This window comes from Nocardia sp. JW2, from assembly GCF_051843015.1.
Taxonomy (GTDB): Bacteria; Actinomycetota; Actinomycetes; order Mycobacteriales; family Mycobacteriaceae; genus Nocardia; species Nocardia coubleae.
Genome location: NZ_JBPXLK010000030.1, coordinates 14,980 through 38,558, shown reverse-complemented (window position 1 = coordinate 38,558; position 23,579 = coordinate 14,980). Strand labels below are relative to the sequence as shown.

At 67.0% G+C, this 23,579-nt stretch carries 19 protein-coding genes and 1 tRNA gene; 9 read left to right on the top strand and 11 right to left on the bottom strand.

What is annotated here, in order from left to right:
- Window positions 1–2: 2 nt before the first annotated feature.
- A complete protein-coding gene (locus ACSVDM_RS27670) occupies window positions 3–683 on the bottom strand; it encodes an LppP/LprE family lipoprotein (RefSeq protein ID WP_439268717.1) in 681 nt (226 codons plus the stop codon).
- A gap of 301 nt (window positions 684–984) precedes the next feature.
- Here ACSVDM_RS27670 and ACSVDM_RS27665 point away from each other — a divergent pair, with 301 nt between their 5' ends.
- The 6 genes from ACSVDM_RS27665 (at window position 985) to ACSVDM_RS27640 (ending at window position 9,557) form a co-directional block, all read left to right on the top strand.
- Complete coding sequence (locus tag ACSVDM_RS27665) at window positions 985–2,205, top strand: cytochrome P450 family protein (RefSeq protein WP_439268716.1); 1,221 nt, start codon at window positions 985–987, stop codon at window positions 2,203–2,205.
- A 66-nt stretch (window positions 2,206–2,271) separates the two neighbouring features.
- The gene (locus ACSVDM_RS27660) at window positions 2,272–2,634 is read left to right on the top strand and encodes a PadR family transcriptional regulator (RefSeq protein WP_439268715.1); all 363 of its coding nucleotides are present in this window, start codon (window positions 2,272–2,274) and stop codon (window positions 2,632–2,634) included.
- On the top strand, window positions 2,634–3,965 hold the full coding sequence (locus tag ACSVDM_RS27655) for a permease prefix domain 1-containing protein (protein ID WP_439268714.1): 1,332 nt from the start codon (window positions 2,634–2,636) through the stop codon (window positions 3,963–3,965). The genes ACSVDM_RS27660 and ACSVDM_RS27655 overlap by 1 nt, the downstream gene beginning before the upstream one ends.
- Before the next feature lie 47 nt (window positions 3,966–4,012).
- Window positions 4,013–5,407, top strand: coding sequence for a 3' terminal RNA ribose 2'-O-methyltransferase Hen1 (locus ACSVDM_RS27650; protein WP_439268713.1), 1,395 nt, complete (start codon window positions 4,013–4,015; stop codon window positions 5,405–5,407).
- Window positions 5,404–7,929 (top strand): polynucleotide kinase-phosphatase, encoded by a 2,526-nt coding sequence (locus tag ACSVDM_RS27645; RefSeq protein ID WP_439268727.1) that lies wholly within the window; start codon window positions 5,404–5,406, stop codon window positions 7,927–7,929. Before ACSVDM_RS27650 ends, ACSVDM_RS27645 begins: the two co-directional genes overlap by 4 nt.
- Window positions 7,930–8,069: 140 nt before the next feature.
- Window positions 8,070–9,557, top strand: a complete 1,488-nt coding sequence (locus ACSVDM_RS27640; protein ID WP_439268712.1) for a DUF4246 domain-containing protein — start codon at window positions 8,070–8,072, stop codon at window positions 9,555–9,557.
- 1 nt (window position 9,558) lies between these two features.
- On the opposite strand, the gene ACSVDM_RS27635 is transcribed toward ACSVDM_RS27640, so the two are convergent.
- The 3 genes from ACSVDM_RS27635 to ACSVDM_RS27625 all read right to left on the bottom strand — a co-directional run bounded on the left by ACSVDM_RS27635 (window position 9,559) and on the right by ACSVDM_RS27625 (window position 14,078).
- A complete protein-coding gene (locus tag ACSVDM_RS27635; protein WP_439268711.1) occupies window positions 9,559–10,572 on the bottom strand; it encodes a fatty acid desaturase family protein in 1,014 nt (337 codons plus the stop codon).
- A gap of 79 nt (window positions 10,573–10,651) precedes the next feature.
- On the bottom strand, window positions 10,652–13,435 hold the full coding sequence (locus tag ACSVDM_RS27630) for an AAA domain-containing protein (protein ID WP_439268710.1): 2,784 nt from the start codon (window positions 13,433–13,435) through the stop codon (window positions 10,652–10,654).
- Between the two features lie 175 nt (window positions 13,436–13,610).
- Complete coding sequence (locus ACSVDM_RS27625) at window positions 13,611–14,078, bottom strand: MarR family winged helix-turn-helix transcriptional regulator (RefSeq protein WP_439268709.1); 468 nt, start codon at window positions 14,076–14,078, stop codon at window positions 13,611–13,613.
- 144 nt (window positions 14,079–14,222) lie between these two features.
- Here ACSVDM_RS27625 and ACSVDM_RS27620 point away from each other — a divergent pair, with 144 nt between their 5' ends.
- From ACSVDM_RS27620 to ACSVDM_RS27610, 3 genes are all read left to right on the top strand, one after another.
- Complete coding sequence (locus ACSVDM_RS27620) at window positions 14,223–14,648, top strand: Rid family hydrolase (protein WP_439268708.1); 426 nt, start codon at window positions 14,223–14,225, stop codon at window positions 14,646–14,648.
- Between the two features lie 160 nt (window positions 14,649–14,808).
- Window positions 14,809–15,600 (top strand): lysostaphin resistance A-like protein, encoded by a 792-nt coding sequence (locus tag ACSVDM_RS27615; protein WP_439268707.1) that lies wholly within the window; start codon window positions 14,809–14,811, stop codon window positions 15,598–15,600.
- A gap of 272 nt (window positions 15,601–15,872) precedes the next feature.
- On the top strand, window positions 15,873–16,898 hold the full coding sequence (locus ACSVDM_RS27610) for an alpha/beta fold hydrolase (RefSeq protein ID WP_439268706.1): 1,026 nt from the start codon (window positions 15,873–15,875) through the stop codon (window positions 16,896–16,898).
- A 97-nt stretch (window positions 16,899–16,995) separates the two neighbouring features.
- On the opposite strand, the gene ACSVDM_RS27605 is transcribed toward ACSVDM_RS27610, so the two are convergent.
- The 7 genes from ACSVDM_RS27605 to ACSVDM_RS27575 form a co-directional block, all read right to left on the bottom strand.
- A tRNA-Ala gene (locus ACSVDM_RS27605) sits at window positions 16,996–17,068 on the bottom strand.
- A gap of 167 nt (window positions 17,069–17,235) precedes the next feature.
- Window positions 17,236–17,973: a DsbA family protein gene (locus ACSVDM_RS27600; RefSeq protein ID WP_439268705.1), complete on the bottom strand. Its 738-nt coding sequence runs from the start codon at window positions 17,971–17,973 to the stop codon at window positions 17,236–17,238.
- 65 nt (window positions 17,974–18,038) lie between these two features.
- Window positions 18,039–19,364 (bottom strand): MFS transporter, encoded by a 1,326-nt coding sequence (locus ACSVDM_RS27595; protein WP_439268704.1) that lies wholly within the window; start codon window positions 19,362–19,364, stop codon window positions 18,039–18,041.
- The gene (gene pgm, locus ACSVDM_RS27590) at window positions 19,361–20,998 is read right to left on the bottom strand and encodes a phosphoglucomutase (alpha-D-glucose-1,6-bisphosphate-dependent) (protein ID WP_439268703.1); all 1,638 of its coding nucleotides are present in this window, start codon (window positions 20,996–20,998) and stop codon (window positions 19,361–19,363) included. The genes ACSVDM_RS27595 and pgm overlap by 4 nt, the downstream gene beginning before the upstream one ends.
- Window positions 20,999–21,045: 47 nt before the next feature.
- Window positions 21,046–21,408, bottom strand: coding sequence for a fluoride efflux transporter FluC (locus tag ACSVDM_RS27585; RefSeq protein WP_067491792.1), 363 nt, complete (start codon window positions 21,406–21,408; stop codon window positions 21,046–21,048).
- Between the two features lie 64 nt (window positions 21,409–21,472).
- Complete coding sequence (gene crcB / locus ACSVDM_RS27580; protein WP_439268702.1) at window positions 21,473–21,895, bottom strand: fluoride efflux transporter CrcB; 423 nt, start codon at window positions 21,893–21,895, stop codon at window positions 21,473–21,475.
- 168 nt (window positions 21,896–22,063) lie between these two features.
- Window positions 22,064–23,569: an MFS transporter gene (locus tag ACSVDM_RS27575; RefSeq protein WP_439268701.1), complete on the bottom strand. Its 1,506-nt coding sequence runs from the start codon at window positions 23,567–23,569 to the stop codon at window positions 22,064–22,066.
- Window positions 23,570–23,579 lie beyond the last annotated feature (10 nt).

The window sequence follows — 23,579 nt, the reverse complement described above, 5'->3', positions numbered from 1 at the left end:
CGTCAGCGGTGCGGCTGGGTGACCTCGCTCGGCAGCGGACCGCTCATGGCCACACCGGACCCGGTCCAGCTGTAGGTGATCGCCGCCGGGCCACCCTGCGGCGCCGCGAACGGTTCGTCACCGACGAGCCACTTGTAATTCACGGTCACCGAGTTGCCACTCGCCCCGGCGACATAGGTGAACGCGTAAGCCTCGGAAGTCGCTGTGCCCAGGTACTTTCCGTCGTGGAAGAACAGGATGTGAATCGGTGCGCCCGCCGAATTCCCACCGACGGCGCGCACCCACAACAGCTGACCACAGCTGCCCGGCCGGTCCTCCGAGGCCTGCGAGGCGGCCCAGCCGTCACCGAGCCCGGCGAGCGCTTTGCGCACACCGCTGGAGCCCGGGTCGACGCACCGATCCGGCCCGCTGATGTCGTCGGCGGGCGGCGTGACCACCGGCGGCTCCGGATCCGACGGCACCGGTGAGTCGATCACCGGCGGCACCTCAGCCGACGGCCTCCCCGGCGACGGCGTGCCCGGCGACGGCGAAATGGTCTGCTCCACAGGAGGTTCCACCGGAACCGAAGACGTAGCGGTGACCGAGGTCGTCGGCCGGGCAGTGCCCCCGTCGTCCCCGGTGCAGCCCGCGACCATCCCCGCCGCCACCGCGATCAGCGCACTCATCCGAACTGCGTTCTTCATGATTTCCTCGATTCCGAGTCCCCCGCACGCTGTCGGCGCGGACAACGACTCCATCGAGACTCTCGCCGACCCCGTTAGGCGAAAAATGCGAATCCCAGCCCTAGGGTGCGAAATCCACACCCTCCGTCCCACCGGCTGTGACGTGCCGATTCGACATCCGCGCCGAGCAGTTCCCGGCGAGTGGTACCGAATGAAAGCATCGGCGCGTGATCGGTGGCACTGTTACCGTGAAACGGGGGCATTCGTACCGAAAAGGCTTGCCCCGCAAGCAGTGTGATGTGCGAGCGATGAGGAGACCTGAATGGACGACGTGGCACTGGTACTGGACCCCGCAGGCGCGGATATCCAGGGAGAATCCGCGCGGATTCGGGCACGGGGGCCGGTGACGCTCGTCGAGCTGCCGGGTGCGGTGCGGGCATGGTCGGTCACCGACGCCGCCACGCTGAAGAAGCTGCTGGCCGACCCACGGGTGTCCAAGTCCGCCACCAAGCACTGGCCCGCGTTCGCCGCGGGCGAGGTGCCGCCGGACTGGCCGCTGTTCCTGTGGGTGGCCGTGAACAACATGTTCACCGCCTACGGCGCCGACCACACGCGCCTGCGCAAGCTGGTCGCACCCGCGTTCACCCACCGGCGCACAACCGCCATGCGCCCGATGATCGAGAAGATCACCGCCGGCCTCCTCGACGAACTGGCCGCCGTCCCGGCAGGCGAGGTGATCGACCTGCGCGAACGCTTCGCCTACCCGCTGCCCATCCAGGTGATCTCCGAGCTGATGGGTGTGCCGGATTCGCTGCATGCGGGCCTGCGCAAGTGCGTCGACGGCATCTTCGACACCTCGCTGAGCCCGGAGGAGTCGCAGGCCAACTACATGAACATGTACGGCATCCTCGGCGAGTTGGTCGCCTACCGCCGCACCAACCCCGGCGACGACATGACCAGCCTGCTCATCACCCACCGCGACGAGGACGACGGCACCCAGCTCACCGAGCAGGAACTCGTCGACACCTTGCTGCTGGTGATCAGCGCGGGTCACGAAACCACCGTCAACCTGCTCGATCAGGCGGTGCACTCCCTGCTCACCCATCCCGAGCAGCTGGCGGCGGTCGGCGAGGGCAAGGCCACCTGGGCCGATGTGGTGGAGGAGTCGCTGCGCTTCGAGGCGCCGGTCGCGCATCTGCCGCTACGGTTCGCCGTCGAGGAGATCCAGCTCGAGGGCGTCACCATCGCGGCGGGCGACCCGATCCTCGCCTCCTACGCCGGGGCGAGCCGTGACCCGAACCTGCACGGCGACACCGCCGACGACTTCGATGTGACCCGGGTGAACAAGGAACACCTGGCCTTCGGCTACGGCGTGCACCGCTGCCTCGGCGCGCCGCTGGCCCGGCTCGAGGCCGAGATCGCCCTGCCCGCCCTGTTCGCACGCTTTCCCGGAATCCGATTGGCCGGTGCCACGGAGGAATTCGGTTCGGTGGCCAGTTTCATCTCCAACGGCCACGCGACACTGCCGGTGCACCTGAGCTGAGGTTCCCCGTCTCCCATACCTAGATCTGCTAGGGTCATACCTAACGGTTCTAGGTATGGGAGTGCTGTGCGCATCGACAAAGACCTGGTAGCGGCTTCGGCGACGCCGCTCGTGCTCGGGATACTCGCCGACGGCGAGTCCTACGGCTACGCCATTCTCGAGCAGGTGAACACGCTGTCCAACGGCCGCATGCAGTGGACCGACGGCATGCTCTATCCCCTGCTGCACCGGCTGGAACGGCTCGGCTACGTGTCCTCGGCCTGGCGCGTGTCCGACAGCGGCCGCCGCCGCAAGCACTACCTCATCACCGACGCGGGCCGCGCCGCCCTCGCCGAACGCCGGGCGCAGTGGACCGTCGTGGCCGAAGCCCTCGACCAGGTCTGGCGCGGCATCAATCAGCCGCCGTCCGCGGCGCAGGGGTGGGCGTGATGGATACCGAACTCGACGCCGCGGTCGACCTGTGGCGCGGCTACGTCCAACGGCACCGGGTGATTTCGGTGGCCGATGTGGACGAGATGGAAGACCATCTGCGCGAACAGGTCTCGACATTGCGGGACGCCGGTCTCAGCAGCGAGGAAGCGTTTCTCGTCGCGGTCAAGCGGATGGGCAATGTGGACTCGATCTCGCGCGAGTTCGCCCGCGAGCATTCCGACCGGTTGTGGAAACAGCTGGTCCTGATGCCCGAAGACGGTGGGCGCCAGAGCAATCGGGAACTGCTGATGGTGATCGCCATCGCGCTCGCCGCGGGCCTGGCGGTGAAGACCGGGATCACGTTCCTGCACGAGGAGACACTCGCCCTCAACGTGAGCCTTCTCGTCCTGCCGTTCCTCACCGGATATTTCGCCTGGAAGCGGCAGGTGAGCGCGGCAGTCGCCCTCGCCTTGATCGTGCCGTTCGTGCTGGTCGCGCTTGTGCTGAATCTGTACCCGTTCGAGGACGGCGGGTCGACCGTGGTGCTGGCGGGCATCCACGCCCCGATAGCGCTGTGGCTGGTGGTCGGTCTCGCGTATGCAGGCGGTGACTGGCGCTCGAACCGCCCGCGCATGGATTTCATCCGGTTCACCGGGGAGTGGTTCGTCTATCTCACGCTGCTCGCCCTCGGTGGTGGAGTGCTGATGGCCCTCACGGCCGCCGCGTTCGAAACCCTCGATTTCGATATCGAACCGGTCATCACCCGCTGGATCATGCCGTTCGGCGCGGCCGGTGCGGTGATCGTCGCGGCGTGGCTGGTCGAGGCCAAACAGAACGTGATCGAGAACATCGCCCCCGTGCTCACCAGGGTGTTCACACCGCTCACCATCCTGATGCTGCTCGCCCTGCTCGGTGCCTTCGCCACCACCCGCAGCTTCACCGGCATCGATCGGGACCTGCTGATCCAGATGGACCTCATCCTGGTCCTCGTGCTGGGCTTGCTGCTCTACACGATCTCGGCCCGCGACCCGCTGGCACCACCCGCCTTCTTCGACCGTGTGCAACTGGTGCTCGTGCTGAGCGCCCTGATCGTCGACCTGATGATGCTGGCGGTCATGGCCACCAGGATCGCCGAATTCGGTTCCAGCCCCAATAAAATCGTCGCGCTCGGCATGAATGTCGTGCTGCTGGTGAACCTGGCCTGGTCGGCCCACCTGAGTCTGCGATTCCTGCGCGGCCGAACCCCTTTCACCGCGCTGGAACACTGGCAGACCCGTTACCTCCCCGTCTACGGCGCCTGGGCGGCGGTGGTCGTGGTCGTGATCGGGCCGCTGTTCGCCTTCGCCTGAAGGTTTTCGCAAGAAAATCGCTGGACCGGCCGTGACAGGATCGGTCTGTGCTGTTGACGATCTCCACGACCCACTCCCCGGCGACCGATCTCGGGTACCTGCTGGTCAAACACCCCGACCGGGTGCAGTCGTTCGCGACGACCGGCGGCACGGCGCATGTGTTCTACCCCCACGCCGACACCGACCGGTGCACGGTGGCGCTGCTGCTCGAGATCGACCCCGTGGAACTGGCCAGGCCGGGGAAGGGCCAGCACAGCTCGGCGCTGGGACGCTACGTCAACGACCGGCCGTATGTGGCGTCGAGCCTGCTGTCGGTGGCGCTGGGCAAGGTGTTCCGGTCGGCGCTCAACGGCACCAGCCGGGACCGGGCCGAGCTGGCGGGCACGGCGATCCCGCTGGAGATCGAGGTGCCCGCGGTGCCGTGCCGGGGTGGCAGCGAGATCGTCGAGCGGCTGTTCGCGCCGCTGGGCTGGCAGGTATCGACCACCACCGAACCGCTCGACCCGCAGTTCCCGGAGTGGGGCGACTCGCCCTACACCCGTTTGCGGCTCACCGGGACCGTGCGCCTGGCCGAGGCGCTGAACCACCTGTACGTGCTGCTGCCGGTGCTCGACGACGCCAAGCACTACTGGGTCGACGCCGATGAGGTCGACAAACTGTTGCGCGCCGGTTCCGGATGGCTCGGCACACACCCCGACCGCGAACTCATCGCCCGGCGCTACCTGGCCGGTCGACACTCGCTGACCCAGTCCGCGCTCGAACGCCTGCGCGCCGCCGACGACCAGCTCGAGCCCGAAACCATCGAGGACCCGGTCGAACTCGTCGAGACCACCGAACGCAGGACGCCGCTGGTGAAATTGCGCCGCGACGCGGTGCTCGCCGCACTCGCCGAAACGGGCGCCACCCGCGTCCTCGACCTCGGTTGTGGGCCGGGCACTCTGCTGCTCGCACTGCACGCCGACCAGCGATTCACCGAGATCGTCGGCGCCGACGTGTCCAGCGGTGCGCTGGCCATCGCCGAGCGGCGCTTGAAGTTCCACCGCATGCCCGACCGGCAGCGGGCCAGGATCACCCTCGTCCAGTCGGCGCTGACCTACCACGACGACCGGCTGCGCGGCTTCGACGCGGCCGTGCTGATGGAGGTGATCGAACACGTCGACGAGAGCCGGTTGCCCGCGCTCGAACGCGCCGTCTTCGGGCACGCCGCGCCCGGCGCGGTCATCGTGACCACGCCGAACGTCGAATACAACGTGCACTACGAAACTCTCGACGGTCACCGTCACGACGATCACCGATTCGAATGGACCCGTGCGCAATTCGCCGACTGGGCCGCCCGCGTGGCCGATACCTTCGGCTACACCGTCGACATCCGTCCCGTCGGGGAGCACGACCCGCGCACCGGCTCCCCCACCCAGCTCGCTCTCTTCCGTAAGGCCGCCTGATGAACATCGACCTTCCCGAGCTGTCGCTCGTCGCCCTCGTCGGCATCTCCGGCTCCGGCAAGTCCACCTTCGCCCGCGCACACTTCAAGCCGACCGAGGTGCTGTCCTCGGACTTCTTCCGCGGCCTGGTCGCCGACGACGAAAACGACCAGACCGCGACGAAAGACGCCTTCGACGCACTGGGGCACGTCGCGGGGATCCGCTTGCGTGCCGGTCGGCGCGTGGTCGTCGACGCCACCAACGTGCAGAAGCACGCTCGCGCCGAGTTGGTCGCGCTGGCACGGTCTTTCGACGTGTTGCCGGTCGCGATCGTGCTCGACACACCGGAAGCTGTTGCGTGGGAACGGACGCGGAGCCGCACGGATCGCACCTTCGAACGGCATGTCCTGCGGCGGCAGAGCCAGGAGCTGCGGCGGTCGCTGCGGCAGCTCGGACGCGAGGGGTTCCGCAAGGTCTATGTGGTGAGCGACCCGGCCGATGTCACGATCTCCTACGAGCGGGCCTGGAACGACCGGCGCGAACTCACCGGACCGTTCGACATCATCGGCGACGTGCACGGGTGCCGTGCCGAATTGGAGTCCCTGCTCACCGAACTCGGCTGGGTGCTGGTGCGCGACGAGGCGGGCCGGCCGGTCGATGCGACTCACCCGGACGGGCGCCAGGCCGTGTTCGTCGGCGATCTCGTGGACCGTGGACCGGATTCGCCAGGCGTGCTGCGGCTGGTGATGGGCATGACCGACAACGGCCACGCACTGTGCGTGCCCGGCAATCACGAGCAGAAGCTGCTGCGCAAATTGCGTGGCAAGCAGGTGACGGTGTCGCACGGACTGGCCGAGACGCTCGAGCAGTTGGCGGCGGAGCCACCGGAGTTCGTCGACGAGGCGGCGCGGTGGATCGACAAGCTCGTCAGCCACCTGCGGCTCGACGGTGGGCGGCTCGTCGTCGCGCACGCGGGACTCAAGGAGGAATACCACGGACGCGCCTCCGGGCGGGTACGCGACTTCTGCCTCTACGGTGAATCAACCGGGGAGACAGACGAATACGGGCTTCCGGTTCGCTATCCGTGGGCGCGCGACTATCGCGGCTCGGCGATGGTGGTGTACGGGCACGTGCCGACACCGAAGGTGGAGTGGGTCAACAACACCGTGTGCCTCGACACCGGTGCCGTCTTCGGTGGTGAGCTGACCGCGCTGCGTTACCCGGAGAAGACCTTCGTCGCGGTGCCCGCCCAGCGGACGTACTACGAACCGGTGAAACCACTTGTGGCCGAACCGGTTCGCGATGAGGAGACGCTGAATCTCGCCGATGTCACCGGGCGCAGGCACGTGCGTACCGACGACGGCACCGTCATCGTCGACGCCGAGAGTTCGGCGGCCGCGCTCGAGGTGATGAGCCGGTTCGCCATCGATCCGCGTCTGCTGCTGTGGTTGCCGCCGACCATGTCGCCGCCGTCCACGTCGTCGGTGGAGGGATATCTCGAATACCCGACCGAGGCGTTCGCCGACTACCGGGCGGCGGGCGTGGACACGGTGGTGTGCGAGGAGAAGCACATGGGTTCTCGTGCCGTCGTGCTCGTCTGCCGCGACCAGGGCGCTGCCACAACACGTTTCGGCGTCTCCGACGGCAGCTCCGGTGCGGTCTACACCCGCACCGGCCGATCCTTCTTCAGCGACGCCGCCCTCACCGAAATACTGCTCGCCCGGGTACGGGCCGCCGCCGGGACACTGTTCGACGAACTCGACACCGATTGGCTGCTGCTCGACTGCGAGCTGCTGCCGTGGTCGGCCAAGGCGGGCGGGTTGATCCGCACCCAGTACGCCGCGGCCGGTGCGGCCGCACGCTCCGTCCTGCCCGCGGCGCTGGCCGCATTGGAAGCGGGCGTCGACCGCGGTCTCGACCTCACCGCCCTGCGTGATCGCACGGCCGCCCGTGTCTCGAACGCCGACGACTTCACCACCGCCTACCGTCGATACTGCTGGCCCACAAACGATCTCGACGGCGTGGCGCTGGCACCGTTCGCCGTGCTCGCCGCCGAAGGCACCACCTTCGCCGACCGCGACCACGGCTGGCACCTCGACATCTGCGACCGCCTGGTCGCCGCCGACCCCACCACGTTCCGATCCACCGACCGCCGCGTGGTCGATCTGTCGGACCCGTCCGCCGAAGCCGAGGCCACCACCTGGTGGCTCGACCTGACAGGCGCGGGTGGCGAAGGAATGGTCATCAAGCCCTACGCGGGCCTGTCCACCCGCACCAAGGGCAAACTCGTCCAGCCGGGCATCAAATGCCGAGGCCGCGAATACCTCCGCATCATCTACGGCCCGGACTACACAGCCCCCGAACACCTCACCCGCCTACGAGACCGCAACCTCAACCGCAAACGCGGCCTGGCCCTCCGCGAACACACCCTCGGACTCACCGCCCTCAACGCCCTCGCCGCCGGCGAGCCGTTGTGGCGGGTCCACGAGCTGGTTTTCGCTGTTCTCGCCATGGAGTCGACACCCACCGACCCCCGCCTGTAGACCCGCCGCTCGCGCCCAGCCGGCGCGGGCGGTGTCTCATCCGATGACGGGGATGGGTTGGGCAGCAGTTCTGTGGCAGGGTCGCAGGAGCATCCGTGGAACCGCCGTGGTTGCGGCAGAACTGTTGAGAGATCAGAGAATTGACTGAGTTGGATCTGTACCCGTTGCCCTTTCGTGCCGCCCATGTGGCGTGTGTCGCGCCTGTTCGGACAGTGCGCGAGCTCGAGATGATGCGGTTGAGTGCGAGTATCCGGTCCAAGCCGGAGTGGTATCGCAAGCGTGAGGATCCCGAGGTCGTGGCGCGCTGGTCGCGGGAGGCGGCCGAGCAGGGGATGACGCAGGCTCAGATCCGCTATGTGCTCGACGAATTGGGGTATTACACCGAGCTTCGTGATGTGGAGCGCGGGATCGAGGTGTCGGCTGTCGACGGGGTGTGGCAGTCGGACTCGGTGGTCGACGAGGATCTTCGCAAGCGGTTGGCCGAGGCGGTGCGCGTACTGGAGGAAGTGCCTGCGGCGGAACTGGATTGGCATCCGGGGTCCGACGGGCAGGTGCTCGATCTGGTACATCCCTCGATGTACTGCCTGGTGCGCGGCGTGAGCCTGCCAGAGGACGCACCGTGGCCCACTCCGGAGAAGAACGCCGAGTCGGCCTCGCATTCGAAGAAGTTCCAGTGGTTGCCCACCGATGTCGAGGTCGGCGCCGACGGTTCCGTGGCGTTCCTTTCCTACGTGAACAATGTCGACCCGGACCGCCATCAGGAACTCGCCGCCGTCCTGCCCGAGCTCTTCGGCCGGACACTCCCCCTGCTGGAGAACGTGCTCACCGATCTGCGCGCCCCGAAACGAGTGCGCATCGTCGCCGACCCGTTCGGCTGGTACGAGGACACCGAACCGCAACCCCCGGAGGACGACGACGAGGCAGCCGAGGAAGCCTACGAGGAAGCCATGGAGAAGTGGTGGGAAGAACGTCAGCCCACCATCCCGGACGCGCCCGAGTTCCAGCCGCCCGAGCGGGACGACACCCGTACCGTCACGCTCAGCGGCCGAAGGCTGCAGGTGATCGTCAAACTCGCCAACATCCACCTCAGCCCGGACAAGCCCGAATATCCCGGTGGTTCATGGCATGTCGAGGCCATGCTGAACGAACGCATCGTCGCCACCGCCATCTACTACTGGGACAGCGACAACATCACCGACAGCCTGCTCGGCTTCCGCACCGCCATCGACGAGCCGTACTACGAGCAGAACGACCGCACCGGAGTCCGCGAGGTCTACGGTCTCGACGACGAGGACGCGCTCAACCAGGAACTGGGCTCGGTCCGCACCACGACCGGCCGGTGCGTGGCCTTTCCGAACATCTACCAGCACCGGGTCGCCCCGTTCCGGCTCGACGATCCGACCCGAAGCGGTCACCGAAAGATCGTGGCCTTCTTCCTGGTGGACCCGACGGTCACCATCACCTCGACCGCCGACGTCCCGCCGCAGCAGCCGTGGTCACCCACCTCGACGATGACCAGAGCCCAGGCCGAGGAATTCCGTGAACAACTGATGCATGAACGCAAGTTCTTCGTCGACGAACACAACGAGGAATACTTCGAGCGGGAGTTCTACCTCTGCGAGCACTGACCTACTTCGCGTGGCGGCCGACCTCGTCCAGGTGGGTCAGCGCTTGCCGGTAGGACTCGAAAAGACTTGTCTCGCAGTACGGCACGCCGATCTCGTCGCAGAAGCCCGCGACGATCGGCTGTGCGTGCCGCAGGTTGGCGCGCGGCATCGACGGGAACAGGTGATGTTCGATCTGATAGTTCAAGCCGCCCATCGCCAGGTCGACGAGGAAGCTGCCGCGCACATTGCGTGAGGTGAGGACCTGACGACGCAGGAAGTCGGTGTTGTCGCCCTCGGGCAGAACCTCCATGCCCTTGTGGTTGGGCGCGAACGTCGAACCCATGTACAGCCCGAACAGGCCCTGCTGCACGGCGATGAACACCAGCGCTTTGCCCGGTGACAGCACCAGGAACGCCGCCGACAGCAGCCCGACGAAGTGGGTAGCGAGCAGCGCACCCTCCCAGACGCGGTTCGCGATCGGCCAGCGGAACACCGCGACGATGCTCTTCCAATGCAGGCTGCCGCCCTCGAGCAGCAGCAACGGGAAGAACAACCACCCCTGGTAACGGAAGATGAAGCGGCGCCAGCCCTTTCCGGTCCGCGCCCGCTCACCGGAGAACGCAAGCACCCCCATCGCGTCCGGGTCCATGCCCTCGGTATTGGGGTGCGCGTGATGGCGGGCGTGATTACTGGTCCACCAGCCGATACTCAACCCGATCGCCAGATTGCCCGCGATCAGGCCGTACAGGTAGTTGGCCTTGCGGCCCGCGAAGATCTGCTTGTGCCCGGCGTCGTGGCCGAGGAAGGCGATCTGCGAGAACACCATCGCTAGGAACGCCGCGACGAGCAGCGTCCACCACGAGTCCCCGATGACGAAAAACGCCACCCAACCAGCGACGAAAGCCGCCGCGGTGAGCGCACTCTTCCACCCGTAATACCGCAACCGCCGGTCCAAGAGGTTCGCCTCCCGGACACGACGCAACAGGACCGAGAACTCACTGCCACGCACGGGGACGACATCAGACGCTATAACCACCGCACAAGCATGGCGCATGGAGGCCACGGCCGGGTGAACGGGTTGCAGATCGATGACGAAAATCGCCGGCGCCGGCGAGTCAGGCGTTCGGCAGCTGGTCGAGGAACCACCGGAACCGGGCGGCCTCCCCGCTGCCGGTGGTCGGCAACCGCAACAGCGGGAAACCGTAGCGGTCGCAGATCTCGTCCTTCTTCCTGTCTCTGGCCTGCTGCACCGGGTCGGCTTCGTGCGTGCTGAACCCGTCCACCTCGACCGCGCCCACATTCACATTGGTGATGTGGTTGAAGACGACGAAATCGAACGAGGACCGGTACCGGACGAACTCGCGCAGCTCGGCATCGAGCAGCCGCAGATCGCGGGGAAAGACGTTCTGCAGATAGACCTGGCGGTGGATCGCCAGGTGGTCACGCCCGGTGTCGGCGAGCACCTGCTCGAGCATCGTCAGCGCGATATCCTCCGACGGCCAGCGGGTACGCCCCCAGCCGATCAGCGGGTGCGCGCGCCGCCGCTCGCTCAGCTCGGTGTACAGCAGGTCGAAGATCGACACCAGGTCGCTGTCGACCACGGCGTGGCGGCGATCCCGGTAACGCACGTAGCCGAACAGATCGCGCAGGTGCCTGCTCCCCGGCAGCTCGGACGGGTGTGTGACGAGGACGAACGCCCGCATCGCCCGCGACACGGCCACGTTGATGAGCTTCGGGTCGTCGGCGAATTTCAGTCCGGCCCGGCCGCTGTGCGTGTCGTCGAGGACGGTGGTCATGATGATCGCGTCCTTCTCACGGCCCTGGAATTTGTGGACCGTGTCGGAGTCGATGGCGGCGATCAGGGCGTCGGCCGCCTTGTCGGCCTGGCGTCGGTACGGTGTGGTCACCCCGATCTCGTGCGGCGCGAATTCGGCTTCCAGCCACGGGATCACCTGGTGGCGGATCACGTCGATCTCCCGCTCGTTGCTGCGCTGTTTCGAACGAGGATCGTCGTCGCCGCTGATGCGGCGCATGTGGTTACCCGGACTGGTGCGCACCAAGGTCATGGCACCGATTCCCGGCGTGCTGCGCGTGTACGGAATCAGCTCGCCGTCGTAGAACTTCCGGTTGCAGAACTCGATGATGTCGGGGTCGCACCGATAGTGTTCGCGCAGCATCTGGTGGGGCACATGGTCGCCGTAGCGTTCGAGGATCGCGGCCAGCACGCTGTTGCGGTAGTCGAAAATCGGATCGGGCGACGGCGGCAGATCGGTGAACTTCTTGGTGACCGGTGGGAGTTGCGCCAGATCGCCGACCACGATGACGGTGCGCGCGCAGGCCAGCGCCGGGGCGACGGTCACCAGATCCACCTGCGATGCCTCGTCGATGATGAGATAGTCCAGCAACTCCGACCGGCCGATGCTGTTCTGCAAGGAATGGCAGGTGCTCAGGATCAGCGGGTAGTCGAGGGTGAACGCGGCGAACCGGGATCGATACCGTGAGTTGTGAACGGTGCGGGTACTCGCGCCATATCGCTCGTACAGGGAATCGCGCAGGAGTTGGGCGGACAAGCGGGCCTGCTCGGCCGTCAACTCGTCGAATTTCCGGGCCGCCAAGCCGGCGCCGAGTTGCTCGACTCGCTTCTCGAGTTCGGCGATCTTCTTCTCGTAGTACAGGCGCTGAATGCGCAGCACCACATCGACATCGCTCGCGTCCACGTGACGCAGCGCCCGGTACCGGAAGTAGCGGTTCATGGCATCGACCATCCGGCCGACGCCGCTGTCGCGGATCCACCGCGGGTCGGTATCGGCGATGAAGTCGAGGAGCTTGCGTGCGCTGTAGCGGCGCAGCAGCGGCAGGTTCGCCGCATCCGGTAGCGCGCCCTCGTCGAAATACGACTGGAAATGCCGCTGCTCCAAACGGTATGCGTGCAATGCGGCACGCACCTCGGCCCGCAGACGATCCTGTTTCAGCAGGTCGGCGAGGCGCCGGTTCACCCTGTCGAGCTCGGCCGCCGCGTCGGTCCGCGGTTCTGTCCAGGTATGGACCAGCGCGTCGACCTGCGCGTTGCGTTCGGGCTGCGCGGCGAAGAACTCCTGGCGTTTGTCGTAGTTACCGAGATTGGCCGCGACCATCCCGAAACCTTCCTTGGTCAGCTTCTCGACGACATTGTCGACCGCGGAATTGCTGAACGAGACCACGCCGACCGTGGCACCGGTTTCACAGATCACCGAGGCGATGATGTTGAGGATCGTCTGGGTCTTACCGGTTCCCGGCGGCCCTTCGATCACCGAAATCGGGTACCGCAGGGCGTTGTTCACCGCCTTGCTCTGACTGATGTTGGTGCGAAACGGATATACCGGAAGTGGTATTCGCTCATCGGGTTTCGGCTCGATCGGCGCGTTCTCGAGAATGCGGGCCAGAGCACACTCGGGGTGAAGGAATTCCAGGCTCCGATAGTTCTTCTGGAGGAGTGCACCGGCATCGCCGGTCTGCTTTGCCGCCACCGCTCGCCAGTACCGCAGCACGTCCTGGGAGCGGGGACTCGGGGCCGACCGCACCTGCACCTGATCGTCACGGTACGCGTGCCAGGTTCCGGTGCGGGTCAGCACATGCCACCACGATCCGGCTTCGGGCGGGCCCGCGAAAACGTAGGCCTCGACGGCCTCCACCGGGGAACCGCCGACGAACATCCGCTGGTCCGGGCCGAGTGGCATCGCCCTCGGGTCGTGGAGAACGGTCACCCGGTCCCACCCGAACGGGTACTCCTTCGGTGTGGCGAACCGCACCACGACCCGGTCTCCCCGCGGCTGGAACGCGGTGATCTCGAACGTCTTGTCCTCGGGAACCCGGTCTTCCCTGCGCCGGATCACGACCGCCGTCGCCCATGGATCGAACATCGAACCCCCCTCGCCGCCCGAACAGCGAGTCTACAATCCCGGCTCGATCACGTCTTCCGTTGTGCCACTGGGTTTTCGGTCGATTCAATGCCATCCGAGGTGTCGGCGGCGATGTTCTGCCCGATCACGCTCTCGCGTGGGCGAGAGGATCCGCCCGGAGCGTTGAGATCACCCCTCAGCCGAGGCCGTCCGGAACGATGCGCAGCTTTTGCGCGATACGGGCGAGCGCCTTCTGATCACTCGCGTTGAGCGAGTCGAGGACGGTGCGGCGCACTGAGCGCAAGTGGGTCGGAGCTGCCGAACGCACGATGTCCAGGCCGGTGTCGGTGAGTTCGGCGAGGGTGTAGCGACCGTCTGCCGGGTCGGGTGCCCGGACGATCCAACCGCGCTGTTCACAGCGTTTGGTGACGTTGGACAGGCGCGACAGCGACCCGCTGGCGAGGACGGCGAGTTCCCCCATGCGCAGCTTGCGTTGCGGCGCTTCGGAGAGATGACTGAGCACGAGGTATTCGAACAGCGTGAGGTCGTGCTCCTGCCGCAGCGGTGATTCCAGCTTCCCGGGCAGCAGTAGGACCAGGGAGATGAGCCCGGTCCACGCCGCCTTCTCGGTCTCATCGAGCCAGCGATCTTCTTGGTCGCCCATGCGTGTCTCCGTGCTGCTCAGGATGTCCGTTGCCGGCTGACCCGAGCAGGCAATGACTTCAAGGTTGAATTATTGATTGCGCAGGGTTAGTTTACGTGTGAAGTCATACATCGCGGTACGCCCCTTCACACGATTGAGAGCATCATGAGCACGGTTACCTTCGGCATCAGTCCCGGCGCAGGCGAGAAGCTGCACCGAGCGCTCGGCTACAGCAGCGCCGTCCGGGTCGGCGACCGGGTGGAGACCTCCGGTCAGGCCGGGGTGAATGACGAGCTGATCGTTCCCGACTCACTGGAGGACGAGATCATCCAGGCTTTCGACAACGTGGAGCGAACGCTCGCCACCGTCGGCGCCACCTGGAGGGACGTCATTCACGTCAACTCGTATCACAAGGTAGAAGCGGGAAGCGGCGTCATCGGAGACGATCACAACAAGGTGATGGCCGAGCAGTTCCGTCGGCGTCTCGGCGGCCGCGCGCCGATCTGGACCGAGACCGGGGTGACCGCGCTCGGTCTCGCCGCCATGCGCGTGGAGATTCGTGTCACCGCCATCGTCGGTTCCGGAAACTGAACGACGCATCCGGCGACCGAAAGCAGCGTCTCACTCGCGAGTACTACCGAGGACGCTCCCACGGAGTGATGTGGCGCGGCTCGGCTCGTTCGTAATCTCGCCGTACTGACCAACGGCGAGAGGGCATTTGATGATCATCCCCACCGAGCGGAGATCGCCGATGCAGCGGTTCCGGGTGCCGGTTCTGCTCGTCGGGGCAGTCGTGTTGCTGATCGCCGCGCGGGGCGTGGACGCGCTCGTTTCGGATGTGCCTGTGCTGCGGTTCTTCCTAGGAATCGGGGCGGCGGTCGGGGCGGTCTTCGCTTTCAGGTGGCTTTCCCGCCGTGTCGAGAAACGCGCGGAGGTCACAGAATTGGCCGCCGCTGGGCGGTGGCGGGGGCTCGGGCACGGTGTACTCATCGGAGCCGGGGCATTCCTCGCGACGATGCTGCTCGCGGTCCTGTTCACCGACGCCGACATCACCAGTGGCTCCTTCGGAGCCTGCCTGGGAGTCGCGGGCTCGATGGCTTCGGTGGCGGTCACCGAGGAGCTGCTGTTCCGTGGCGTGGTGCATCGCATTCTGGAAGAACGGACCGGCAGCATCATCGCGATCGCGGTCTCGTCTGTGATCTTCGGCCTGACGCACTTGGTCAACAGCAATGCCACGCTGTGGGGTGCACTGGCCATCGCGGTCGAAGGTGGTGCGCTGCTTGCCATCGCCTACACCGCCACGGGGTCGTTGTGGTTGCCGATCGGCCTGCATTTCGCCTGGAATTTCACGGAGTCCGGCGTGTTCGGCACCGCGGTATCCGGCGCCGACGGCGAATCCGGCCTGCTACGCACCGTCCTCTCCGGACCGGATGTGCTGACCGGGGGGACGTTCGGTCCGGAGGCGAGCCTCTTCGCGCTGCTGTGCTGCCTGGTCCCGGCGGTGTGGATGCTTCGCGGCGCGAAGCTCGTCACCCGGCGCTGACAGTTCACTTCCGGACCTCCCGCCTCCGGCCGAAACCGCCTCGGCGGCTGCACTTCTCGCTTGCGATGCACGAGTTCATGTTGCTGGAACAGCAAGTTTGCGTGCCAGATCGTGTCCGATCCGGAAACACTGAGAGTGTCCCGATCACAGGAGTCTCGATGAGCGCCACCCATGCGGTCACCTCCTGGAACGGGACCGGGAGCGCCGTTCTCGGCGCGCCCATGCCGCCGCGTCCCCTCTCAGCGTCCGCCGACTTCCCTGGACAGGAACACATGAACACCGCAATCCGGCCGTCACCGAGCCGCTTCCGCCGAGCCGTACGCGCGATGGTGTCGTTCACGCTAGCCCTACTGCTCACGGTCGGCGCCGCCGCGTGCACCACGCCGTCCTCCGCCGACATTCCCCCCTACGCCCTTGCCACCCACAACGATCCGGAATTCGACAAGACCTTCCGGCACGAGTTCGCCGATATCGACGGGGTCCGGATCCATTACGTGACCGGTGGCAGCGGCACACCGGTGGTGCTGATCCACGGTTGGCCGCAGACCTGGTTCGGCTGGTGGCCGATCATGCCGGAGCTGGCCGAGAACCACACCGTCTACGCCATCGACCTTCCCGGGCTGGGCGACAGCACCGGCTCACCGAGCGGCTACGACAAAGCCACCTTGGCCCGCTACGTGCACACCCTGATCGCCGATCGGCTCGGAGTGCGTGACGCCCGCGTCATCGGGCACGATTTCGGTGCCGCGGTGGCATTCCAGTACGCCACCCAGTTCCCCGCCGACACCGCACGTCTCGGCTACCTCGACCTGCCGCTACCCGGGCCCTCGATCGATGCGGCCACATACCGGTCGATGAGCTGGCATATCGCCTTCCACTCCCAGCGGCGGGTCCCCGAGGCAGTCGTCGACGACGTCCGCGAATATCTGGCGCTGTTCTATCCGCAGGTCTCCTTCGGCGGATCAGCCTTCGGTGGCACCTCGGACCGATCCCCGTTCACCGACGCCGAGATCGACGAGTACGCACGGACTTACAGCCGACCCGAACAACTGGCAGGTGGCTTCGAGCTCTACCGCGCTCTCGACCAGGACGTCCGCGATGCCGTGGCAGCAGCACCGACACCGGTGCCCACGCTGCTCATGACCGCCCAGGGCCAGCTCGACCCCGTCCGGACGACCGCGGCCCCACGGATGACCAATATCGTGCGGGCAGTGGATGTGCCGAACGCGGGCCACTGGCTCAGCGAGGAGAACCCTCAGTTCGTCACCTCCGAACTGCTGCGCTTCCTCGCCGGATGAGCCTGGCGGAACTCGTCGACAAGTGGTCTGGAGTTCCGGAGTCACGACAAAAACAGGTTAGGCCCGGTCATTGACCGGGCCTAACCTGTTGTTTCTGTGGAGCTAAGGGGACTCGAACCCCTGACCCCCACACTGCCAGTGTGGTGCGCTACCAGCTGCGCCATAGCCCCGTGTTCTGTTGTTTCAGCTGCTCTCGCTGCTGCCTGAATGAAGTTACACCATGGTTCTCCGGGAGAACAAATCGGCTGGTAGATGGCGAAAACGGGGCGATTCAGGAGTGGGTTGGGGGATGTGGGCGGCGCGGCGGGGGTCTAGGATGTGCGCAACCTCACGTGGGTCAGGGGGCGAGGGTGGTGACCCAGTTCTCGTCGCGCCACTCGACGGTGGTTGTTCCGTCGTAGATGGTGGGGGTGGCGGATTTGTTGCCGGTGCGGGCGTCGAGGTCGGCGAGGGCCGATTTCGCGGCGGCCGCGGCGGCGTCGCGCTGGGTGGCGTGGGTGATGCAGGCGGCTACGGATTCGGGGGCGCCGGATTCGGTGGCGAGGGTGGCCAGGGCGGGGTTGCTCAGGTCCTCGGCGCCTTCGTCGGGCTGGCGGTCGACGAACAGGGCCTTGTGGAACTTGCCGTAGGTGGGGCCCGAACCTGTTTGGGCGACACAGAGATTGGCCGCGATGGCGCGGGTGGAGTAGTCCTTGCTCTTGGACTGGTCGTCGAGGAACGCGACGAGGTGGTAGTTCACGGCGAGCTTGCCCTCGTCGATCTTCTGGGCGAGTTCCTGGCCGTAGCTGGTCTCCATCACCCCGCACGCGGGGCACAGCGGGTCTTCGAAGATGTCGATGGTTTTCGCGGCGTCGGGACGGCCGAGCCGGATCACCCCTTCGGGCGTGGTGGTGACCTGCACCGCCGCCTCGCGCACAGCGCCGTAACCGTCGTTGCGGACGGATGGTGGTTCGGCGCTCCACTTGTAGACGGCGAACACGATCAGCCCGATCACGACGAGGGCCACCGCGCCCAGCGCGTAGGTGGTGTTGCTCGACACGGGACGTGGTTTGTGCGAAGAACCGGCTGTGCTCACCCGTCCACTCTGCCTCGAGCCGATATCGGCGCGCCGCCCGGGCACGCCGATATCAGCTCTACCAGCTATTTCTCCGTGTCGACCGGGCGACGGTTCGCGGAAACCATGCCGTCACGCACGACGGGTGACCCGTCGGGGCCGTCGCAGGTGCATTGCGGGTCGAGGCCGTCGCCGGCGTGGTCGGGATGCTGCGGGTCCTCGGGATGCACGATCCGCGACGGCTCTGGAGTGAACACCCACACCGTCGCCGACACCGCGAGCACGGCCCCGGTCACCGCCATGCCGACCCCGAACGACGTGCGGTCGGCCACCTCGCCGATGACGATGGGGCCGAGGACCGCGCCCAGGTCGGCTGCCATCTGAAAGGCCGCGAGGACCGGCCCGCCGCGCGCCCGGCTGCCGAGCACATCGGCGAGCGCCGCCTGCTGCACCGGGCTGAACATGCCGGATCCGATGCCCGCGACGAACGAGGCGAGCAAAAACCACGGCAGCGACGGCGCGAAACCGAGCGCGCCGGTGCCGACCGCGCAGATCGCCGAGCCGAGGATCAGGAACGGTTTGCGGCCGAGCCGGTCGGATAATCGACCCGAGGCGAACAGCACCGCGCCGTTGCCCGCCGCGAAGACGGTGAGCGCGACACCAGCCATGCCGGGTTCCTGCCGCAGGGTTTCCACCACCAGCAGCGGGACGAACGCCATCCGCACACCGAACACCGCGACACCGCCGGCGAAACTCGACAGCAGCACCGCGCGATACGCGGGCTCCGACCAGCCCTGCCGGAAGGTCAGTTCCGGTGTGGTCGTCGCGCTCTCGTCCTTCAGGACCGGTGACTCGCGTAAACCGGCGAACACGATCACGCACACGACGAGCAGGGCGAGCGCGTAGATGACGAACGGGGCCCGCAAGCCGAGCCCGGCCAGCGCACCACCGACCAGCGGACCGACCAGCGAACCGATCAGGAAACTCGTCGAATACACACCGGACACCCGGCCGCGCGCGGCAGGCGGCGACACCCGGATGATCAACGCCATCGACGACACCGTGAACATCGTCGACCCGATCCCGCCGAGCGACCGCAACACCAGCAGTTGCCAATACGTCTGCGCAAGCGCGCACGCACCGGTCGACACCGCGACGATGAGGATGCCCGCCAGATACACCCGTCGCTCGCCGAGCTTCTGCACCAGGCGCCCGCTGGCGGGGGCGAACAGCAAGCGCATCAAGGCGAAGGCACTCACGATCGCCGACGCGGCCGCGATACCGACCCCGAATTCGCGCGCGTACTGCGGCAGCACCGGCGCCACCAGCCCGAAACCGAGCGCGATCACGAACGCCGCCGCTATCAGCACCCAGATTTCGGCGGGTAGTCGAACCTTTGTCGCGGTACTCACTCGATCAGCGCCTGATTCACCATCTCCTCGGCGGCGGCCTGCACCTGGGCCAGATGCTCGGAACCGAGGAAGGATTCGGCGTAGATCTTGTACTTGTCCTCGGTGCCCGACGGACGGGCGGCGAACCAGGCGTTCTCGGTGGTCACCTTCAGCCCGCCGAGCGGGGCTCCGTTGCCGCGCGCGGTGGTGAGGATGCCGGTGATCTCCTCGCCGGCGATCTCGGTGCCGGTGATGGCGTCGGCGCTGAGCCGCGCGAGCTTGGCCTTCTGCTCGGTGGTGGCAACGGCGTCGATGCGCGCGTAGGCGGGACTGCCGTGCTGACGTTCGAGCTCGCCGTAGCGGGCCGAGGGGGTCTGACCCGTGACGGCCGCGATCTCGGCGGCCAGCAGCGCCAGCAGAATGCCGTCCTTGTCGGTGGTCCACACGGTGCCGTCCATCCGCAGGAACGACGCGCCCGCGCTCTCCTCACCACCGAAAGCCAAACTGCCACTGAACAATCCGGGCACGAACCACTTGAACCCGACCGGCACCTCGTACACATCGCGCCCGAGCACACCGACCACCCGGTCCACCATCGAGGACGTGACAACCGTCTTGCCGACCTTGGTGAGCGCGTCCCACCACATCCGGTTGGCGATGAGGTATTCGATCGCGACGGCGAGGAAGTGGTTGGGGTTCATCAGGCCGCCGTCGGGGGTGACGATGCCGTGGCGGTCGGCGTCGGCGTCGTTGCCGGTGGAGATGTCGTAGTCGTCCTTGATGCCGACCAGTCCGGCCATGGCGTGGCGCGAGGACGGATCCATCCTGATCTTGCCGTCGCTGTCGAGGGTCATGAAACGCCAGGTGGGGTCGACGAACGGGTTGACCACCTCGAGTTCGAGATCGAAGCGCTGCCCGATCTCCTCCCAGTAGTCCACGCTCGCCCCACCCATCGGGTCGGCGCCCATGCGGATGCCCGCGCCGCGAATGGCGTCCAGGTTCAGTGCGTTCGGCAGGTCGGCGACGTAGTGGTCGAGGTAGTCGTAGCGCTGCACATGGGTCTTCATCGCCTGTTCCAGCGACACCCGCTTCACCTCGGCCAGGCCGCCGCGCAGCAGTTCGTTGGCGCGCGCGGCGATGGCGTCGGTGGCCTTGGTGTCGGCGGGACCGCCGTGCGGCGGGTTGTATTTGAAGCCGCCGTCGCGCGGCGGATTGTGCGAGGGGGTCACCACGATGCCGTCGGCCTGGTGCTTGGTTCCGCCCTGATTGTGGCGCAGCACAGCATGACTCAGCGCGGGCGTCGGGGTGTAGCGGCCGCGCGCGTCGATCACGGCGGTGACGTCGTTGCCCGCGAGGACCTCGAGCGCGGTGGTCCAGGCCGGTTCGGACAGGGCGTGGGTGTCGCGCGCCAGGTACACCGGACCGGTGATGTCGCGGGTGGCGCGGTACTCGACGATCGCCTGGGTGATGGCCATGATGTGCGCCTCGTTGAACGCGCTGTCCTCGCTGGACCCGCGATGACCCGAGGTGCCGAAGACCACCTGCTGGCTCGGTTCGGCCGGATCGGGCACGCGGCTGTAGTACGCGGTGACCAGGTGAGCGATATCCACCAGGTCGGTCGGGCGGGCGGGCCGTCCGGCGCGATCGTGGGCCATGGTGGGTGTTCCCTTCCGTGTCGGCTGGGCGCGGCTGGTCATGAGGATCATGCGCACAACCAGTTGGTCAGGGACGCGGCGGCATACACCGAGGCCAAGCTCGCCGCGACACTGATCGCGACGTTGCCCAGGGCATACACGTAGGCGCCCTCGGTTACCAGACGTATGGTCTCGTAACCGAATGTGCTGAACGTGGTCAGCGCACCACAGAAACCGATTCCCGCGAACGCCAGCAGAGTACTGCCCGCGCTCGCGCCGATCAGGCCCCCGAGCAACGCCGAACCGACAATGTTAACCGTCAACGTCCCCCACGGCAGCCCGGCCGGGAACCGCGCCGAGACCGCCCGATCGACGAGGTAACGCGCGGGGGCACCGAGCATTCCACCCGCGAACACGAGTGCCGCGGTCATCGCCCGCCTCCCGCCGTGGGAGCCCACATCGCGACCATCGGATGGCCCCCTTCCGTCGTCGGATTCACGTGCCCTGCCCCACGCTGCCTGCCGCCCAGCGGGTCCCGATCATGGCGAGCGCCATCGCGCCGAGGCCCGCGAGAACCGAGAGACCGAGATAGGCCACGGCCGTGCCCGGCGAACCGGTGTCGATCAGTGTACGAAGCTCGAGGCCGAAGGTGGAGAAAGTAGTGAACCCGCCGAGCACGCCGATCCCGAGGAACGGGCGAACCAGCATCGGCGCCGACCAGAACTCGGTGACCACGACCATCAGCACCCCGAGGGCGAAGCAGCCGACCACATTGACGGTCAGCGTCGACCACGGAAATTGCCCAGGACGCACCGGCCACCACTGGCCCACACCGTATCTGGCCGTGGCCCCGAGACCACCGCCCACCGAGATCGCCGCGAGGACGGCCGGGTCGAGCGCCGGGGGCCGCGATGCCATGCACTGCCCTCCCCTGCTAGTCCGACGGTGGTCGTTGCTCATGGTATCGAGTACCCCCGACAAACTAGCGCGCGGTGCGCGTCCGGCAAACCCCCAGCAGCCACCTCGCGCGAACGCCGATGGCCCGGACCGAGTCTCGGTCCGGGCCATCGGTTTACGACGGGTGGATCAGTGCGCGAGCACCATCTCGCCCTCGGCGGGGGCGGGCACCTTGTTCGGCATGAGCACACCGATCACGATCGCGCCGAGCACGAAAGTGGCCGCCGCCCACCAGAAGCTGGTGGTGTAGCTCTCGATCGCGCCCTGGGCCATGGTCAGTGGACCGGGCTCGTGCGCGGAAACGTAGTCGGTCATCGCCGAGGCCGCGATCGTGCTGAGCAGCGCGGTGCCGATGGAACCGCCGACCTGCTGGCTGGTGTTCACCATCGCCGAGGCGACACCGGCGTCGTCGTGCTGCACGCCTGCCGTCGAGCCCTGGAACGCCACCGACATGGCGCCACCGAGGCCGAGGCCGAGCAGGACGAGCGCGGGCAGGATGTGGGTGACATAGCTGCTGTCAAGACCGATGAAGGTGAGCCACACCATGCCCGCCGCGGCGACCAGGAAGCCGCCGCTGATGACGACCTTCGGCCCGACCTTTGGCAGCAGCAACGAGGGCGCGGTGGTGGACGAGGCAACCATGCCGAACACCATCGGCATGAACGCCACACCGGTCATGATCGGCGAGTACTGCAGCGACAGCTGCATGTAGAACGTCAGGAACAGGAAGATCGCGAACATGCCGATGCCCATGATGAACACGGTCAGGTAGGAACCGGCACGGGTGCGGTCGGTGACGATGCGCAGCGGCAGCAGCGGGTGCGCGACGCGGGTCTCGATCCAGACGAACACCGCGAGCAGCACGGCGCCGCCGATCAGGAAGGCCAGCGTGGTCGGATCGCTCCAGCCGTGGGATTCGGCGTGCGAGAAACCGTAGACGATGCCGAACAGCGCCGCGGTGACGGTGATGGTGCCGGGCCAGTCGAGCTTGGGCCGCGAGGTGGCGTTCACGTGCTTGGCCAGCAACAGCACCGCACCCACCAGCGCGACGGCGGCGAAGATCAGGTTCACATACATCGCCCAGCGCCACGACGCCCACTCGGTGAGCGCGCCACCGAGCAGCAGGCCGATCGCGCCACCGGCACCGGCGACCGCACCGAAGATGCCGAACGCCTTCGCGCGTTCACCGGGTTCGGTGAAGGTGACGGTCAGCAGCGAGAGGGCGGCGGGCGCGAGCAGCGCGCCGAACACACCCTGGCCGACGCGGGCGGCGACCAGCATCTCGAAGCTGTTGGCCGCGCCGCCGATGGCGGAGGCGACCGCGAAGCCGACCAGGCCGACGATGAAGGTGTTGCGGCGGCCGAACAGGTCGCTGAGGCGGCCGCCGAGCAGCAGCAGGCTGCCGAAGGCCAGCGCGTAGCCGGTGATGACCCATTGGCGGTCGGCGTCGCCGAAGCCGAGGTCGGCCTGGGCCGCGGGCAGCGCGATGTTCACGATCGTCGCATCGAGCACGACCATCAGCTGCGCGATACCGAGGACAGCGAGCACCCACCAGCGCAACGCGTGTGAGCCTCGCCGGTTCCCGGTGTCCGCACCGGACGCGGGACTCGTCCCCTTGTCGAGTGTGGTGGTCATGACTCCCCTT